At 37.9% G+C, this 17,340-nt stretch carries 14 protein-coding genes, 1 other RNA gene and 3 pseudogenes; 7 read left to right on the top strand and 11 right to left on the bottom strand.

The window, feature by feature from the left end; genetic code table 11:
• Positions 1-60: 60 nt before the first annotated feature.
• On the bottom strand, positions 61-513 hold the full coding sequence (locus AC012T_RS11045) for a hypothetical protein (protein WP_487065653.1): 453 nt from the start codon (positions 511-513) through the stop codon (positions 61-63).
• A 587-nt stretch (positions 514-1,100) separates the two neighbouring features.
• Here AC012T_RS11045 and AC012T_RS11040 point away from each other — a divergent pair.
• Both AC012T_RS11040 and AC012T_RS11035 read left to right on the top strand, forming a co-directional pair.
• On the top strand, positions 1,101-1,487 hold the full coding sequence (locus AC012T_RS11040; protein WP_487065651.1) for a papain fold toxin domain-containing protein: 387 nt from the start codon (positions 1,101-1,103) through the stop codon (positions 1,485-1,487).
• A gap of 24 nt (positions 1,488-1,511) precedes the next feature.
• A complete protein-coding gene (locus AC012T_RS11035; RefSeq protein ID WP_487065649.1) occupies positions 1,512-1,880 on the top strand; it encodes a hypothetical protein in 369 nt (122 codons plus the stop codon).
• Positions 1,881-2,021: 141 nt separating this feature from the next.
• On the opposite strand, the gene AC012T_RS11030 is transcribed toward AC012T_RS11035, so the two are convergent.
• Together AC012T_RS11030 and AC012T_RS11025 are read right to left on the bottom strand one after the other, a co-directional pair.
• A complete protein-coding gene (locus tag AC012T_RS11030) occupies positions 2,022-2,525 on the bottom strand; it encodes a DUF6194 family protein (protein ID WP_487065647.1) in 504 nt (167 codons plus the stop codon).
• Between the two features lie 91 nt (positions 2,526-2,616).
• Entirely contained in the window at positions 2,617-4,113 is a 1,497-nt protein-coding gene (locus AC012T_RS11025; RefSeq protein ID WP_487065645.1) for a site-specific integrase, read from the bottom strand.
• A gap of 117 nt (positions 4,114-4,230) precedes the next feature.
• On the opposite strand from AC012T_RS11025, the pseudogene AC012T_RS11020 reads away from it, so the two are divergent.
• A pseudogene (locus tag AC012T_RS11020) lies at positions 4,231-5,331 on the top strand (nickel-dependent hydrogenase large subunit); the annotation flags it as partial.
• A 51-nt stretch (positions 5,332-5,382) separates the two neighbouring features.
• Here the strand turns inward: AC012T_RS11020 and AC012T_RS11015 are convergent.
• Positions 5,383-5,757: a GGDEF domain-containing protein gene (locus tag AC012T_RS11015; RefSeq protein WP_487065643.1), complete on the bottom strand. Its 375-nt coding sequence runs from the start codon at positions 5,755-5,757 to the stop codon at positions 5,383-5,385.
• A 93-nt stretch (positions 5,758-5,850) separates the two neighbouring features.
• Between AC012T_RS11015 and AC012T_RS11010 the strand changes: the two genes are divergently transcribed.
• Positions 5,851-7,110: an ISAs1 family transposase gene (locus AC012T_RS11010; protein WP_487059489.1), complete on the top strand. Its 1,260-nt coding sequence runs from the start codon at positions 5,851-5,853 to the stop codon at positions 7,108-7,110.
• Positions 7,111-7,130: 20 nt separating this feature from the next.
• On the opposite strand, the pseudogene AC012T_RS11005 reads toward AC012T_RS11010, so the two are convergent.
• From AC012T_RS11005 to AC012T_RS10995, 3 genes and pseudogenes are all read right to left on the bottom strand, one after another.
• Positions 7,131-8,612: pseudogene (locus AC012T_RS11005) on the bottom strand (diguanylate cyclase domain-containing protein); the annotation flags it as partial.
• Between the two features lie 264 nt (positions 8,613-8,876).
• Positions 8,877-9,857, bottom strand: a complete 981-nt coding sequence (locus AC012T_RS11000) for an ABC transporter substrate-binding protein (protein ID WP_487065641.1) — start codon at positions 9,855-9,857, stop codon at positions 8,877-8,879.
• A 204-nt stretch (positions 9,858-10,061) separates the two neighbouring features.
• On the bottom strand, positions 10,062-10,445 hold the full coding sequence (locus tag AC012T_RS10995) for a hypothetical protein (protein ID WP_487065639.1): 384 nt from the start codon (positions 10,443-10,445) through the stop codon (positions 10,062-10,064).
• 189 nt (positions 10,446-10,634) lie between these two features.
• Between AC012T_RS10995 and AC012T_RS10990 the strand changes: the two genes are divergently transcribed.
• A complete protein-coding gene (locus AC012T_RS10990; protein ID WP_487065637.1) occupies positions 10,635-11,009 on the top strand; it encodes a hypothetical protein in 375 nt (124 codons plus the stop codon).
• Positions 11,009-11,599 (top strand): hypothetical protein, encoded by a 591-nt coding sequence (locus AC012T_RS10985; RefSeq protein ID WP_487065635.1) that lies wholly within the window; start codon positions 11,009-11,011, stop codon positions 11,597-11,599. Before AC012T_RS10990 ends, AC012T_RS10985 begins: the two co-directional genes overlap by 1 nt.
• Before the next feature lie 64 nt (positions 11,600-11,663).
• On the opposite strand, the gene ftsH is transcribed toward AC012T_RS10985, so the two are convergent.
• Positions 11,664-13,559 (bottom strand): ATP-dependent zinc metalloprotease FtsH, encoded by a 1,896-nt coding sequence (ftsH, locus tag AC012T_RS10980; protein ID WP_487065633.1) that lies wholly within the window; start codon positions 13,557-13,559, stop codon positions 11,664-11,666.
• Positions 13,560-14,086: 527 nt separating this feature from the next.
• On the opposite strand from ftsH, the gene AC012T_RS10975 reads away from it, so the two are divergent.
• The gene (locus AC012T_RS10975) at positions 14,087-14,632 is read left to right on the top strand and encodes an NADPH-dependent FMN reductase (protein ID WP_487065631.1); all 546 of its coding nucleotides are present in this window, start codon (positions 14,087-14,089) and stop codon (positions 14,630-14,632) included.
• A 285-nt stretch (positions 14,633-14,917) separates the two neighbouring features.
• Here the strand turns inward: AC012T_RS10975 and ssrA are convergent.
• The 3 genes and pseudogenes from ssrA to AC012T_RS10960 form a co-directional block, all read right to left on the bottom strand.
• Positions 14,918-15,309: a transfer-messenger RNA gene (gene ssrA / locus AC012T_RS10970) on the bottom strand.
• Between the two features lie 248 nt (positions 15,310-15,557).
• Positions 15,558-15,956, bottom strand: coding sequence for a hypothetical protein (locus AC012T_RS10965; protein ID WP_487065629.1), 399 nt, complete (start codon positions 15,954-15,956; stop codon positions 15,558-15,560).
• Positions 15,957-16,080: 124 nt separating this feature from the next.
• A pseudogene (locus tag AC012T_RS10960) lies at positions 16,081-17,327 on the bottom strand (ISL3 family transposase).
• Positions 17,328-17,340 lie beyond the last annotated feature (13 nt).

Here is a 17,340-nt window from a genome sequence, read left to right as displayed (position 1 = left end):
GTCCATCTGCTCCAATGAGGTGTTAGACGCTTGTATAGCCTTTTTAGACAGGAACATACACTACTTCCACAAAGTCTTTTCATGTCTATCACATAAACTTGATGGATAATCTAAAGTCGTTACAAATTTACGAATTTCATTAAAATCGTCCCAACCAATCAATTCTATATAGGTGCGACCAGAAGCAATTAAGTTTCCCTCATTATCGTAAATTTCAATCCATCCATCATCACCATCAGTTAAAACACAGATAGCATAGCTAAAGTCATTTCCGAATGGAACTTTACACAGCCTTGTCCAGCCTTCAAGCTCATCAAAAAAGTACTCATAAGCTAATTTGACGGGCGATGGGGTTTCATTTAGGATTTCAGGATGTCGGTGAACATCAAGATCAAATTCCGCAAGAACCGTCCCTTCAGAATCCTCTCCATCTAAATAATTTTGATATCTGTTTTGATAATAGTTTAGATATAAATCTGAATATTGCTGTTTTATTGAAACTTCTTTCTGCATAAAAATCATTTGTAAATTCAAGTTATAGATGATCAAGTTTATTGGCTGGAGGTCTAACTATTTATTATACGGAAAGTTTCCGTCTATTACGCCAAACAATCCAGTGCGTTACACTCTACAGTATTGGCGATCGCATTTACAATTGAGTTGTTAAGTAATATTATGACTTCTTCATCAGCTTGATTATTATATCTTTTTTTATTTCAATTAATTTTTTAATGAAGTTTTCATAACTTTCTTCAGGGTAATCGGGATTAGGAGATGTTTTATACTCGGTTTCACCAAACATCCTTTTTCGATCCTGCCTTGAGAATATTAGTAACGCACCGAAGATCGGCGATCGCACTACAAGATGGGCGATCGCATTAATCGTAGTTAAAGAATCACAAGATAATGGATTTTAAGCGATGGCACTAACCCAATATTAGCGATAGCTTCGCTCGCCGTAGGCATCGAAGTTAATCGAGATTAAGGAAGCACAAGAAAATTTGCCCCGAAGATGGTGTTACACTGAGAAAGAGTGCAAAAAACATCGCATTTAAGGGTAGTTTATCCAAGACTAAAATAAAATCAACATTTTTTAGGAGGTGCTATTTCTGAATGATTTTTTACCAGATGATTTAGACATTGCCGAAATTCATCAAGCAATTGGTAATCTTGTCATTCGATTTCCATTACTTCATTGCCAAGAATGTGCCAAGACACTCAAACAGTGGCTAAAACAACGTAAAATTCCTGGTAAACTTTGGCGACTTTCGACCATATACGACAATGAAGACTTTATTTTGAGTAATCGCCTAGAAAAACAAGGTTGCTTTGAAACTATTACGGAAAATGGCGTTCATTACGGTGTTGAAGTTTTTGGCAAAATTTTCGACAATCTTTCCCCGCAAGGACTATACCCAGATGACTGGATTAAAGATTTTACTTCTCTATCTAATGAGTTTAAAATAGAAGTGATAGAAGAATTTTGAAAATTTTTAATGGAGTTAAACTCAATGAGTGCATTATTTAATTTACTCGAAAAAATTAAAACCAAACCAGGCTTATATTTGGGAACGGCATATATCAGTAATTTACGAATGTTTATTTTGGGATATCGCTTTTCTCGCTCTGAATTAGGTATTACTAATACAGAAGCTGAAAGTGATTTTTATAAAAACTTTCAACCTTGGCTGCAAAACCGCTTATCTATTCATACTGTTAACGCTTGGGATAAAATTATTTTACTCACCTGTATTGATGAAAAGTCTGCATTTGATTACTTTTTTCAATTACTAGATGAATTTATTCAAAGAGACAAAAGCCAGGATATTGAACCAATTCTGGCTGAACCATCCTCTCAAAATTCTCAAAAAGCTGCCTGAACAATAACACTGAATCTTAGAGTGCTGGTTGTTTCTGTCGCAATTATTTTTTCAAATGCGATAGCGAAGCGCAACCTAGTAATCGCTTTTCTCAAAGATGTTTAACGGTTCGGGTCAGCGGACACAAGTAAGTTTGGCAACTCAATCAACAGAACTGAACCGTTCCGCTGCAACCGAATTGTTAGCAGTCTTTTTCTCAAACTTTTTGACTGCCTCCTCATATGCCTCCTCAATTAAAGGGAAGATATCCTTAAACTTGTCTCGGCTAGGGGAAAGTATTTGTACCCAAGACATCCAAGCGTAAATTGGATGCGGCATAAGTTCATCTAACTTTGTAAAGTCGTGACCCGTTGTAACAATACCACCCCTGCTAGGGCGTGCTGGTTTCTGACCAAACAAGCGAACGTAGGTTTTGGGATGAAGACCAATAGCAACTCTAAATACACCTTCTCGATCAAGATTTGAGGCTTTGTCGTTTTCGCCATTATGTTGTTTGATCGTGCAAAAATAAACACCATTGGGCAATACGCGACCAGGATTGTAGAACAGTGAAGTTTCGCCCCAACTGGCTTTTGGGATTACACCTGGGAGATTACTGTATATGTACTGGATAATTTCTTCTGGTATCAGAATAGCAACCTCCATTCGGATTATATGGAAAACTTCTTTTTTATGTCCTTATTCGGCTATTATACCGAATTTTTCCGTATAAACACCATGAATTATACCCAAATTCTTAACCATGATGATAAACCTGTTCCCAGTCCTCTGAATTTTGAGTAACCGAGAATTTCAACTTTTCCACCTCCAACCTTAACCTTTCATTCTCCATCCTTAGTGCCAATATTTCATTCTTCTGCAACTCAATTAACGACTTTTGACTAATTACCTCACCGAAGGCTTTTTTACGATTTTCAATCCCAAACCATCTTTGATAAGTCTTTGTATGTTCATCAACAGTATGACCTAAATTATCTGCTGCGGCTTTAATTGGTATTCCCTGAAGATGCGCTCGAATTGCACAACCATGCCGTAAATCATAAGGTTGAAACTCAATTCCCACCTTTCTAAACCATCTGGATATATCTCTTCGCATCCAATTAATATTTTGTACAGATGCAATTTTTGCCACCTTTTGTTCTAAAATATTTAATGGTTTGGGATTTTTTAAATCAAATAAATCTATCCATTCCGGTACAAAAGGAATAACTTCTCTATATCCAGTCTTAGTATTTTTATTCACTTTCCAAGTATGATCTATATTTTGGGGAGACATCCACCAATTAATATCCGGTTCTACAAATAGTTCCCTTGGTCTTAACCCATAAGTCGCTAACATTCCATATACCCAACGCCACATTTCCCAGGTGTCTATTTCATCGCTAATGTTTGTATTTTTGCGGTTGAGGGCGAATTTTTCAAAGAGGTGAAAAGCAGATATTATTTTTTCATCTTCAGGAATTTCTCGATGGGCAGGGGTGACATGATCTCGTTTGACATCGATTTGAAATCCTAAATTAAAGGTTTTAATCAAAACAGAAGTTATCGCAATTAGTTCATTTTTTTTATTACCCTGAAATGAATTAATAATTTCTTCAAAATTTTCTTTTGTGGCTAAATGGGTGAGAGTCAAGTTTCTTTTAATTACAGATATATAGTTAGCAAAAGTATTTTGACTGGTTATAGTTTTCTGACGGGTTTGATAATATTTTTCCTCGAAGGTATCTAATAATTCCCCAATTGTTTTGATTTCTTGCTTCTCTCTCGATTTAATTCCTAAATACTTCTCATTCCACTGGAAGGTATGACGAGCAATTAATTTCCCCAACTCATAACTTTCTTCAATAGCTGTTTTTAATCCCTCTAAATTTGCAGGTATCCCTAGAGATAAATCATACTGCTTTTTTGTTTTACCTAAGCTGCAATCCCCTGGTTTTAACGGTAAAGTAGCTCGTAATTGCAGAGAATTTCCAGTTTGTTTAATGGTAACTCTTATTCTCTCTCTTTTTAAATTAGTATTAGCTTCGACTAACTTCTGTTCAAAAACTGCTTGATACTGTAATTCTGTTGCTTTTATTTTCGCCATTGTTCCTCTATAGCTGCCGTCTGTGGTGTTCTGCGGCTCGAAATCTGCAAACATATCTGCAAACCAGTCGCTTGAGTCTGCATTGTCATATTCCTGTGTAGATGTAGCATAAGTCTCTTCGCAATTACCCTGATTTTGCTGACTCATTCCCTAAATATTCCCTTATTTATCAAAGCTAAAATGGTGAAAATAAAATGTTCTTATTGAGCAAAATTACCTTAAAAATAAGTTACTCAGGAACATTTTCAGGATATCACCAGCTGCCATTGCAGTTATATGGTGCCTGGTGGTGTGATGTGCGCCCCTACTTTAACTGACATTACCCGCGCTTGGGCAATTCTGGAATATTTCCGCACTAATTGGTTAGAACCAGTGTGGTTAGGTTGTTCTTTGGAAAGATATGAAGAAATTCAATCTTATGAAGACTTCCAAAAATGGTTAAATGCTGATGTTAAACATCGAGAATCTGATTTAGGTTTATACTGGCGCATGGGTTTAGATATCGGTTTAGATCGATATGGTGCTGGTGTGGGTAAATATGTGACTTGGGGTTATATTCCCCATGAGGATAAATACAATAAACCCACGATTGAGGGACGTAACGCTGCTGTGATTATGAAAAGTGGTGTTTACGATAGCTTCACTGATACTCATACCTTGATGGATCAAGCTTTTGCCCGTGAGAATTTAACCCATTCTTGGTATGATGAAGGTACTGAAGATTGGCATCCGAGCGATCGCACTACAAACCCTATCGCTAACAATAATAAAGACTTTGGCGGTGCATATTCCTGGTCTAGCGCAGTCCTTCACCAAGATTTAGGACGTTTAGAAGCCGGCCCCCTAGCACGTCAATTAGTCGCAGGTGGTAGACACGGAGAATCTTGGCAACATTATGACCCCTTCATTCTCGACACCTTCAAAAAAATGGGTGGCGCAAATGTTCATGTTAGACAACTAGCACGAGTTCACGAATTAGTCAAGTTGTATCGCCAAGCTGAACGCTGTTTAAGAGAGTTCAAATTAAATGACCCCTGGTATATCAAACCTGAAGAAAAAGATGGTAAAGGCTGGGGTGCAACGGAAGCAGCTAGAGGTGCATTATGTCACTGGGTAGAGATTGAAAAAGGCAAAATTAAACAATATCAAGTTATTGCCCCCGGTACTTGGAATATTGGCCCCCGTGACGGTGCAGGACAACGGGGCCCCATTGAAGAAGCCTTAGTAGGAACACCTATTCAAGACCCAACAGACCCTGTAGAAGTAGGTCACGTAGCCCGTTCTTTTGATTCTTGTTTGGTGTGTACTGTTCACGCCCATGATGCGAAAACAGGTGAAGAATTGGCACGTTTTAGAACGGCTTAATTTATGGTTTCGCACCAACATTTGTAGAGTGGGCATTGCCCACTTTACCTCTCACGTCTCGTAACAATAGCGATCGCGCCCTTTGTTTTTAGCATTGTACAGTGCTTTATCGGCTGAAGCGATGAGTGTATTTGGTTTGATATCGCAAGTGGGGATGACAGAAGTAATGCCCAAACTAACCGTGACGATATTCTTGATATCAGACTTTGCATGGGGAATAGCCTGATTATGAATTGCTTTTTGAATACTTTCTGCTACTTTAATCGCTCCTGCTAAGTCAGTATTGCAGAGGAGTAACGAAAATTCTTCTCCTCCGTAACGCGCCAGAAGATCAGTAGGACGATGAACTATTATCTGGACTGTTTGCAGGGTAAGCTCATCTAATTTGGTATAGTATGAACTTGACAAAATGACTAAGATAAGCATAAGCAAAGGGATAAAAAATACACTTGACAGCAGAGCAAAAGACATGGGATGAAAGCAATGCAATCGCTCTGAAAACACCGGGAAAGAAACTTTATGTCGGCAGGATTTGAAACTAAATCAAGTGATTCCAAGAAGAGAAATTGCCGTCAGTCAAAGCCAGTACAGGTGGCATCCATAGAAGCAATTCAAAAGAGTTTAGTCGAGAATTTTGGAGACATCAAAGACCCAAGAGTAGAGCGAACAAAGAAACATCAACTTACAGATATCCTGGTGATTGCAATTCTGGCAGTGATAGGAGGAGCGCAAGGATGGGAAGACATAGAGAACTACGGCATCAGCAAGCAGGAGTGGTTGGAAGAGTTTTTAGAACTACCAAATGGCATCCCCTCAGATGACACATTCCGAAGGGTATTTGAGTTCATTAACCCTGAAGAATTAAATCGTTGTTTCAGCAGATGGATAGAAAGCCTAGTCACAAACATGGGAGGAGAGATAATTCCCATAGATGGGAAGACCATTAGGGGTTCTTACAACCGAAATCAAGGGAAATCAGCACTGCACGTTGTTAGTGCCTGGGCAAGTGAACAGAATTTGGTCTTGGCACAGATGAAAGTGGAAGATAAATCCAATGAGATTACAGCAATTCCGGCATTATTAGAATTATTGGATATGACAGGAGCTATTATCACTATTGATGCAATGGGGACTCAAACTGAGATTGCCAAAAAGATTATTGATAAAAAAGCAGATTATGTTTTAGCACTCAAGGCAAATCATCCAACTCTCTATAATCAGGTAAAACAATGGTTTGAAACATCATCTACACAGGATTTTCAAGGCATTGATGTCAGTTACGATCACCGCATTGAGAAAGGACATCACCGCACGGAAATCCGTCAAGTTTGGTCTGTTCCTATTTCGGCTGTTGGTGAACTTTACCAACCCAAAATCTGGGCTGGACTTCAAACTGTAGTCATGGTTGTTCGGGAGCGTCGTCTTTGGAATAAAACTACTCGTGAAGTTCAATTTTATCTCTCTTCTTTACCCAGTGATGCTCAACTTTTAGGTCGGGCTATCCGTAAACACTGGGGGATTGAAAACCAAGCTCATTGGACTCTTGATTGCACTTTTGCTGAGGATTCCTGCCGTATTCGCTCTTTCCATAGTCCCCGTAATTTTGCTCTTTTACGGCGCATTGCTCTCAATGCTCTCAATCGCGAACAAACTTACAAACGTAGTCTCCGCCAAAAAATGAAACGCACTGGTATGGACAACAATTACATGATTCAAGTTCTCAGTTGTTGTTTTCTTGACTCTACATTAGATTCCTCACATCCCTTATGTCAAGCCTAATTGAGATGCTCTTACCCTGGGACTGTTTGCGCTATCCTAATTAGACAATCATCGCCTCCAAGATGACCATAATAATCGTTGTAAAGTTTGAATTTATCAACATCGAATAAAATTAATGATAGAGGCTGTTGTTCTCGTGCAAGGCGATTCCATTCTGCTTGTAGTCGTCCATCGAAACAGCGACGGTTAGCCACCTGAGTCAAACCATCTAGATTTACAAGTTGTTCTAGTTTCTGATTTGCATCTTCTGCTTTTTCTTTAGCAATTAGTAACTCTGCTGTTCTCTCTTGTACACGTTGTTCCAAAGTTTTCAAAGATGTTTGTAATTGAAGCGCCATATTATTAAACGATTTTGCCAACTGACCTATTTCATCTTTGGAGTTTATTTTGGCACGGATATCTAAATTACCTGCGGTAAATTGGGAAACTATATTGGTAAGATAAATTATTGGCTTTGTTAGTAGTTGCCCAATAGCAAAAGCAATGATTGTCACTACTGAAGCGATAATTGCAAAGAGAAACATTGCATCATGTATTTGCTTTTCTACAGGTGCTAGGGCAACACTAAGGGGTTGTGCGAACAACACAGACCAAGGTTTATATTTTAAATGAGAGATGGCAATCAGATTTATCTGATTACCTGTTGATGACAAAGATGAAATTAAATACGACTGTTTATTATCTAATGCTTGCTTCAGTTTTGTCTCATTAGTCGCCAGTTCTTGAATAGGAGCATTAGGCAAACTACCTTCTTTTTGCAGTTTATTGACAACAGCCAAAGGCAGAGGCACAATTGATTTAAACAGTAGTTCTGGTGCTGTACTATGTGCTATATAAATATTATTTTCATCTAAAAGAATAGCAAAAGATTTTGCCCCAGCCCTTTCAGTTTCTCTAGTTACTAACTGCTGGACAACAGTAGCATTGTAGTCAACTCGCAACACTCCCAATATATCGCCCTTGGCATTCCGAACCGGACTACTAAAAAAGAGAGTAACAAGATTAGGAATTTTTGGTGATCGCTTCAAACCAGAAACATAGGATAACGTAGTTTCCAGTGGTTTTTTAAAATAATCTATGGCTGATTCATCTTTGACAATGCTCGATGTATCTGTATCCAATACATTTTTCCCGTTTAAATCGAGCAAAGAGTATGAGAGAATGTTGAGCATATCTTTGCGACTAAGACGGCTTAATGTTTCTGTTGCCAATTGCATTTCGGGGCTATCATTTCGCTGTTGTGGAGTGAGGCTGAGGTAGCGTGCCAAACCTGGTAAAATCGCCTCTACGCGCACAGCATTGAGATTTCCATCAATAAAGGCATCTATTCTATTAGCAGTTTCCATAGCTGCTACAGATAAAGCCTGTTTTGCATTTTCAGTAAGTGCATTTTCTGTTGTCTGTTTGTTGACAAATGCCAATAACAGCAACGGCATCAAAGCCACAATTAGAAACGAGGCGATCAACTTTCTACGAATTCCACCCAAAAAAGTCTGCTGCATAACTTTATACTAGGGTTTGCTGTAAAGCCCTGCGGGCATAGCTTCGCTTACCGCGTAGCGTGCCGTTAGGCATAAAAGTCTTTCCGTTAGGGCTAGAAGTCAGGAGTCAGGAGGAAGAATTAGAAGAAGAGAAGAATAGTCTTGAATCAGATCCAGTGATAGGTTTTTGGTAGTTTCAACGCTTATTCCTTGCACCTGATTCACTTTTTTATCCTTCAAATTCTTGATATATCTAAGTTTTAGGTTTATTAAACAAGCTTTATCCTAGAAGGGAGGTTTCAAGAAAGAAGAATTGAACAAACTTCTTAACTCAGGAAGGCGTGTTATGTTTCCAGCGCGAATAAAAAAGTCTGCATATATCTTGGCAGTTTTGTAGATGGAGTTAGAGTTGGTAGATTGAAATAACTTTTGATTTTCTGCTAAATTAGTGAAGTTTACTCCCTCCACAGAGAGTTTATTGCTAGGAATTTTTAACACTTTGCTGATGATAGCGTTTCCTTCCTGAATATTTGCTTGCCAGTAGTTTACTGCTTGCAACCATCCTCGCACAAATGCACGAACATCTTCGGGGCGATCGCGGATTATCTCTTTGCGAAAGACAATCAGATCTAAAATCAAGCCAGGGGTTTGTTTGCTGGTAAATAAAATCTTTCCCCCTGATTTCATAGCTTCAGAAAGATGGGGTTCCCAAGTGTGTCCGGCTTGAATAACATTATTTTTTAGACGTTGAGGAATTTCTGAAGCCTCTAATTTAACCAAGTTTACATCATCGCTGGTTAAGTTAGCTTGTTTCAACATCTCAGTCACGAAAACTTCGCTAAAACCGCCTAGATTTGCACCCAGCTTTTTACCTTTCAAGTCAGCAACGGTTTTAATTTCTGATTGGGCGACTACTACATCTGCTCCTGTTGATTCATTTACAACCATCACGCCTTGTATATCTGGATTTGTGGCACTCAAGATGATAAAACTTCCCAAGGAAGATATAACACCATCATACTTACCCGCACTGAAATTTGCTGCTTCTAATCGGATGTATCGTGTAGGAATTATTTCCACATCTACCCCTTGGGCTTTGAAGAATCCTTTTTGTTGAGCAATGATGGCTGGATACTCCCCAACAAAATATCCAGATGGTATTTTCAAGGGAGGGTGCTTTAATTTGGTTGGTGTCGAAGCATGACAAGCAAATAGCAAACAGATACTAATAAAACAAATACTAAGGTATTTGAGTAGTTTTAACATAGAATATTTGATATTTTTTAATTAGGGTGTGCTGATAGGGTAGCGTGGCGCAAGCCATAAAAGTCATGCCAAGGCAAGAGAAGGATGGAGTAAGACAACTCCACAAAAAACATGATCAATAGACATCTTCGAGAATTAAATGTGCGTAGTTTGAAATCTTTGTAGAGACGTTTCATGGAACGTCTCTAATTTTTCACCAGATGTCTAATCTGAATTTTCCCCATCTCTGCGTCCGAGTTCATAAATTCCTGCACCCATACAGGCAAGTATGCCGGTGCTAATTCCCCAGCTATCGCCTAAACTGATTTCTAGACCCCAGTTACATAAAGCACCAAAGATGAAAAAAGGCATAATGCTAAACAGTGAGGCGTAAAAAGCATTTTGCGATTCTCTGGCTTTACGTGTCTTTTCAAATTCTGTTTGACTAGTATAAAGGGAACGCTCGGCAAAGTTAAACCATCTGTTTAATTGCTCTGTTACCCATTCCCTAGTTGATGCCAAAGCCAGATATAGAGCCAAAGACCATAAACAAGCTCCTGCGATCGCAATTTTATCCAACTCAAACCGGAAAGGCAATATATCAAACATGGCACGGCTTATTTCTGCAATGTCTCATTTTAGCTTTTATTCGCTGCTAAATCGACCCTATTAAGAAAATGTTCATTTCCAGACAAGAATAATTTTGTCTGAATTGCCGATTTTGCATATTTACATAGTCTTATTTTATATTTATACTCAGACAATAAAACCAAATTTTCTCAAAGTGAGCAAATATATTTGTCCATCAACCCTAAAACAGATTTTTTTGGCATTCTAGCTAATTACGAGTATGTTATAGATCCAGAAAAATTAGAAATTGTCAAGATTCACATTAAAAAATTTGCTGAATATTTACCTAATATAATGATGCTCAATAGGCTTGAGCAAGCTTTAAACTCAGGACAAAAAATTTCTGGAGCAGATGCTAGTTTTTATTTTCATGAACTTAAAGAAGCTGAATTAATGAAAGAAGGTTATGATTATTATAAAGCACATCCTAGGGCTATAGATTATTATGGTGTATCACCATACAGTTTATATCATCCAGAAATAATAAAGGCTTGCCCAGACGATTTTAACAGAAATTGGCGAAAAGCTTGGGAGATGGACTAATGAGCAAAGTATTGGATTTAGGTTTTTCAGGAAAAGCTCGTATTTGGAGGAATGAAGGATTTTATTTTCCTGGTTATTCACAGAGTCCTGTTTTTTATCCTGTATTAGAAGACAGGATAGAAGTTATAGATGAAAATGCCAACATTAGTTCATTCTCTGCAACAGAAGTCATGATTGAGATAATAGTACCTTTAGGGGCTAGGTTTTTATATGGTTGTTTAGGTGCTATGTTTTCTCCTAATGATTCGGGTAAGTTAGTGTTAAAAGTTGCTGTTTCAACTGATGTTGAACGAGAAGTTAAATCTTCCCTTGCATCATCATTAGATACAGTGAGAGTTGGGATACCAGAAGAATATGCAAATAGTGTCTTGGAAGGATCAAAATCAAAACTCCAAGAACCTGGAATTAGCAAAATATTTGGTTCGGGCGAAATTGCTTTTAAATGGGGTACGTTTGGAGAAATCGGATCTTCCAGAGCATTTTTTCGTGATCTTGCCTATACAATTATTGAAGTTATGGTGCGAGATAAAGTTACAGCTAATTATAATATCAATCCACCATTTAAAAAGGTTCTGGAACAGTCTTTTTAAATTATCTACTAATCAGAAATATCAATGATCTATCAAAATAGATCATTGACTTCTTAACTATTTTCTAACGAGATACAGCTAACTTTTGATCTATCACCTGAACCTGTGTATTTTCTTCTACAATCTGGCGGAATAAATCCCCATCAATTGTTTCCTGTTCCGCTAATAAATCAACTAAACGCTCTAAAATTGAGCGATTTTCTTGTAACAATTCTTTCGCTTTGATATAGCCACTATTAACAATTTCCCGGACTTGAGCATCAATTTTAGCGGCAATTTCTTCAGAATATTCTGATTTATTCCCCCAGTCTCGTCCCAAAAATACTTCCTGATTTGGACTTTCCAAGGACAATGGACCCAAGTCAGACATTCCAAACCGTGTTACCATTTGTCGTGCCATACTTGTGACTTGTTGTAAGTCATTTCCTGCACCTGTTGTCACTTCAGCTTTACCAAAAACAATTTCCTCCGCAGCCCGACCGCCTAAAGCAGCTATAATCCTCGCTAGGATTTGGGAACGGGAAATTAAACCTTGTTCTTCATTGGGCGTAAACCAAGTTAAACCTAATGCTTGTCCTCTGGGGATGAGGGTAACTTTTTGTACTGGGTCATGGTCTTTAATTAAAGTACCTACTAAGGCGTGTCCAACTTCATGGTAAGCAATTAAACGCTTGTTTTTGCTATCTACTAAAGCTGCACCTTCCATTCCGGCGACAACTCTATCTACTGCATCATCTATTTCTGAGATAGTAATGGCTTCTTTGCGTCTTCTGGCTGTGAGAATTGCGGCTTCATTGAGGAGGTTAGCTAAATCTGCGCCGGTGAATCCAGGAGTGCGACGTGCGATCGCATCTAAGGATACGCTAGGATCTAATTTCTTGTTCTTAGCATGGACTTGCAATATCTCCAAACGTCCTTTAATGTCAGGAGCATCAACAGTTATTTGTCTATCAAAACGACCGGGACGTAATAACGCCGAATCCAATACATCAGGACGGTTGGTAGCAGCAATAATAATGATGCCTGTATTCCCCTCAAAACCATCCATTTCGGTTAATAGTTGGTTTAAAGTTTGTTCTCTCTCATCGTTACCACCACCAATACCTGCACCTCGTTGACGACCTACAGCGTCGATTTCATCAATAAAGATGATACAAGGAGCGTTATCTTTAGCTTTCTTGAACAAGTCGCGGACACGGGAAGCACCCACACCCACAAACATTTCTACAAACTCAGAACCGGAAATACTAAAGAATGGTACACCCGCTTCACCTGCGATCGCTTTTGCTAGTAAAGTTTTACCAGTACCAGGAGGGCCAATTAACAACACACCCTTGGGAATCCGAGCGCCAACAGCAGTAAATCTTTCTGGCTGTTTGAGGAAAGTCACAACCTCTTGCAGTTCTTCTTTCGCTTCTTCCACACCAGCCACTTCATCAAATTTTACCCCAGTTTTCGCTTCCATTTGGAAACGAGCGCGGGATTTACCGAAATTCATCGCTTGGTTAGAAGCATTAGAAGAACGACGCAGGAACAACAGCATTAAAGCTACCAGTGGTAAAATCCACATCAGATTGATCAACAACCCCACAGCAGCCCTACTATTAGCGGAGGAAACCTCACCAAAATCAACATTTTTTTCTTTGAGTTTATTAATTAACTCAGAGTTTTGATCTAAAAGTCGTACCGGTATCGGTGGTGCATCTGGTTTTTGATCTGCCAGATAAACTCTAGCTATTTGCTCAGTTTCATCCAATTCTACTTTTCTAACTTGCCCTTGCTCAGTTTTTTGCAGCAATTCTCCATAAGTTAAGGAATTACGCTCTACTTTTTGTGCCAAAACGGGATTCATCGCCAAAACTCCTGGCATCATAATCATAGTAGCTGCTAAAGCCCCAGTCCAAATACTGCGCTTTGTGGGTCGCTGTTTCCTCAATGTCTTTTTCCCAAAATTTGTCATAATATTTACCCTTTTATTTTTTGGCATAAGCTGATATCTAGTTTTATGCCTATTCTTCTAGCGGAAATTGCAATAACTGGAAATTACGGTTTTATTATCTAGTTTAACTTCCAGACAAAAACATTCCCAGGTTTTTACTACTGATGTTATGCCAATACTGCAAACTAGAGACTTCCAAATAAAAAAAATCCTCAATTTGTAGACTGGGTTACGCTGCGCTAACCCACCATTATCCCCTAAATTTATTTTTTGGTGTTCCCCTATGAACTTGATTTGGGTAAAGGTCAAAGGTTTTTTCCTTCCCTGCAAAACCCGACTATTGGATCTACCCCGTGTCCTGACATCAGTTCCAATTATAGATTTTTATCTGAAATATAGGGATATTAAGGATTTCCCTAGCCTGCGATAGGTATTAACATAAATTTTTCCCGGCAATTAAAATTTGACATATTACGCAATCAATCGCTACTATAATCATAGTCGTAATGAGTCCGACTTTTAAGAATTCTGGTTTTAGTGGGTGAACTATGGTAAAAATTGTTGGTATTGGTGGTAGTTTAAGACCCGGATCTTATACCCAATTAGGCTTACAAGTAGCAGCACAACGAGTAGCAGCTTTAGGTGCAGAAGTAGAAATTCTTGATTTAAAGCAAATGAACTTACCTTTTTGCACCGGTGCCAAAGAGTATCCAGATTACCCAGACGTGCAGAAACTACGCGATACCGTTTTTAATGCTGATGGTTTAATCTTGGCAACACCAGAATATCATGGCAGTGTGAGTGGCGTTATTAAAAATACTTTGGATTTAATGACTTTTGATCAGCTATCTGGTAAGGTAGCTGGTTTGATTAGTATCTTGGGTGGACAAGTAAACAGCAACGCTTTAAACGACCTCAGAATCATCCTCCGCTGGGTTCACTGTCAATCAATTCTTGAGCAGATAGCTATTGGTCAAGCTTGGGGTGCATTTAGTCCAGAGGGTAAAGTATTGGATGAAAAATTATCTCAACGTTTTGATCAATTTGCTCAAAGTTTAGTTGAAAATACTCGTAAATTGCGGGGAGTTAATTAAAAACGGCAGCGATTAGACATCAACCGAATTTAATAGAACTTATGCACGAAGTAATCAAAAACCTGATTCTTTCGTAGGGGTAATTCATGAATTACCCCTACTTTCGTGATGTTTTGCGTAAGTCCTGTTTAAATATGCATTTTCTATAATCCTCGTAGAGATGTTCTATGGAATATCTCTACGGTATTTATCTAGCGCAACTCTACACAGAATTGGTATAAATCAACCTAAAAAAACAAAATCCACCTACACATAAAAGTGTCAGGTGGAATTGTTCTTTTCTTTAAATGGAGCTTATGGGAGTCGAACCCATGTCCAAATTGGGTATTAACCCACCGCTCGTTCACAGGTTTAGCCTTTCTGACCCTCAAGGCGGGAATCGTTCATTATCCCGAACGTAGGATGCTCTGATTTAATCTTAGCCTTCAAGCCAACCAGAGAACGCTTGTTGGAGCATCCGTTGGGGGTTAGGTCTTTAATCCTTAACGGAGTCAAATTAAAGACGCTCGAACCTAAAAGAGGTTTCTTAGGCAGCTACTAGAGCTTCCCGACGAGCAAATTTTACGATATTGTTCGCATTTACTTTTTTTTCGAGTCATTGATTTCCGAGAGATAACTCGCTCTCGACCTGAATCACAGAGAAGCTTTCGCCAACCTGTCGAAACCGTTAAAGCCCCATGTGCTTCACACTCTTATTATAGTACGCAATTTTGCAAGTTGACAAATAAATTCAAGGTAGAGAGAAATATTTTATCGCTAAGTGCGATCGCTTTGCTGACCTTGGATATCGCCATGACTAGCCAAATTTTGATTCAATCAGAATAAATTGTCCATTTATCAGGTATTATTTGGCATACTTATGAGAGTTTGCTAAATAAAATTAGTTCGCGCTGATTATCAGATGATGAACTACAGAAATTAAATTCTATTCAAATTGAGTCCAAGCTTTAACGCCTTCAATTAAAATACCAGCAGGAGCAAATATTACCTTTACTGTTTCAATACCGACTGCTGTTGCAACTCTACGCAAACGTATTTTTAGATTTGGATAATTTTTTATCGCTTGTTCAATCACTTGTTTATCTTTAAGCACCGGATGATTATCAACGGCTTGATTGACAATTAACTCGGCTTGCATTGGTGTTGGTTTATTTTGTTCAATTTGCTCAAGTAATTTTTGAATTACTGTTTCTACTTCAGCGATATTTTGTGCTGATGAGTAATTGTTTTGAGTGCCAATACTATAGCCTTCAACATTTCCTGCAACACTGCTATCAGTAATAGGTGCATTAAAATTCATTTGTACTTTAGGAGTTTCTGACATAATTTTAAGAGTTTGATTGAGTGTGTTTATAGAATTAGTTAACAAATCGGTGTTATTTTCCTGTTCACGTGGGGGAGAAGTTGCGACTATATAATTATGGCTCTTCAGTAGTTGCTATGCTAAACTAATAATATAGATGCCAATTAAGTAAACATCTAACTCGGAAATTGTCAAAGTTTCTAAACCCATAACTAGAACGTTTGATCAGCTTAAGTTTGTTATTAATTCCTTCTACAGTACCACTAGTTGTTCGGTTATCAAAGTAAGCAATAATTTCATCAAACCAACGAATAATAGTATTGTTACTATTTGGGAAATATTTTTTAGCTTTTGATAGCCACATACCCAGTTTAAAGACTCCCGTATACCAATCACGAGTATTATTAAAAATCGTTCTAATTTTCTCTTTCAGTTCATGCATTACTTTCAATACAGGGGATACATTTTGAACTTGAATAAGTTTGTGTAATTGCTCCTCATTTAAATTCTCTTCATTCTTAAGTAAGGGATATTTACTATTTTTCAGACCTGATAATATTTGTTCATATTTAGATTTTTCTTCTGCTGAATTTGCTTTTTTAATTAACTCTTCTACGCTGCGTTTTTCTTTTTTTCTTTGTGTATCTAGTTCTTTATTTATCTGTGCCATTACATGAAATCTATCTGCTACTACCTGGGCATTTGGCATTAATTCTATGACTAAATTTTTATAGCCTTGCCACAAATCTATACTGACTTCTTCTATTTGTTCTAAAACCTCAAATCCCCATTCCATAAGAGTTTTCTTGATTATTTCTTGCGTACGTCCATTTAATATAGTAATTAGTTGAGATGTATCTAAATCTATTAAGACTGCACAGTAATTACCTTTGCCTTTAATCAGAGCTATTTCATCAAGTCCAAGTCTTTTTAAGTTCAGAGGTTTTAAATTGGGTAATGTTTCGGATGCATCTTTTAGCATCCGTTCTATTTCTTCCGTTGTCACTATACCTTTTGACGCTACACTATGAATATCATTCTCTAAAACTTCTTGTATTGTCTTATGTGCCAGTCGCTTTGTAAAAGTCCTTTTTTTCTGACAAAATCTAGGTCTTCGCTAAACGGTTTTTTACATACAGCACATTTGAACTGTCGTCTATTAATTTCTAAAAATACTGGCTTTTCTCCAAAAGGTAAGTCTTTAATAATGTGGTGATGGTTTTGATGTAATTTATGGCTTTTTGTGCCACAGTTGGGGCAAGTACCATATGACTTTTTTGATTCGGTTTGTAAAATCATTCCAATCCCACTATGAAGACGATGTGATATGACTTTTACATCATCTAAATCAAGAAGCTCTGTGAGAATTTTAATATCTCTTTTGCCAGTCATAACTCTAACTTTA

It is taken from the genome of Anabaena sp. EIM26 (genome assembly GCF_057568715.1).
Note: the sequence above shows the minus strand (reverse complement) of the source record. Positions and strands in the feature narration are given on the sequence as shown.

Coding starts and splice junctions, on each gene's coding strand:
- AC012T_RS10985 (WP_487065635.1), top strand. CDS start 11,009: ATGAGCAAAGTATTGGATTTAGGTTTTTCAGGAAAAGCTCGTATTTGG.
- AC012T_RS11015 (WP_487065643.1), bottom strand. CDS start 5,757: ATGCTTATCTTAGTCATTTTGTCAAGTTCATACTATACCAAATTAGAT.
- AC012T_RS10975 (WP_487065631.1), top strand. CDS start 14,087: ATGGTAAAAATTGTTGGTATTGGTGGTAGTTTAAGACCCGGATCTTAT.
- AC012T_RS11010 (WP_487059489.1), top strand. CDS start 5,851: ATGTCGGCAGGATTTGAAACTAAATCAAGTGATTCCAAGAAGAGAAAT.
- AC012T_RS11035 (WP_487065649.1), top strand. CDS start 1,512: ATGAGTGCATTATTTAATTTACTCGAAAAAATTAAAACCAAACCAGGC.
- AC012T_RS11030 (WP_487065647.1), bottom strand. CDS start 2,525: ATGGAGGTTGCTATTCTGATACCAGAAGAAATTATCCAGTACATATAC.
- ftsH (WP_487065633.1), bottom strand. CDS start 13,559: ATGACAAATTTTGGGAAAAAGACATTGAGGAAACAGCGACCCACAAAG.
- AC012T_RS10965 (WP_487065629.1), bottom strand. CDS start 15,956: ATGTCAGAAACTCCTAAAGTACAAATGAATTTTAATGCACCTATTACT.
- AC012T_RS11000 (WP_487065641.1), bottom strand. CDS start 9,857: ATGTTAAAACTACTCAAATACCTTAGTATTTGTTTTATTAGTATCTGT.
- AC012T_RS10995 (WP_487065639.1), bottom strand. CDS start 10,445: ATGTTTGATATATTGCCTTTCCGGTTTGAGTTGGATAAAATTGCGATC.
- AC012T_RS11045 (WP_487065653.1), bottom strand. CDS start 513: ATGCAGAAAGAAGTTTCAATAAAACAGCAATATTCAGATTTATATCTA.
- AC012T_RS11025 (WP_487065645.1), bottom strand. CDS start 4,113: ATGAGTCAGCAAAATCAGGGTAATTGCGAAGAGACTTATGCTACATCT.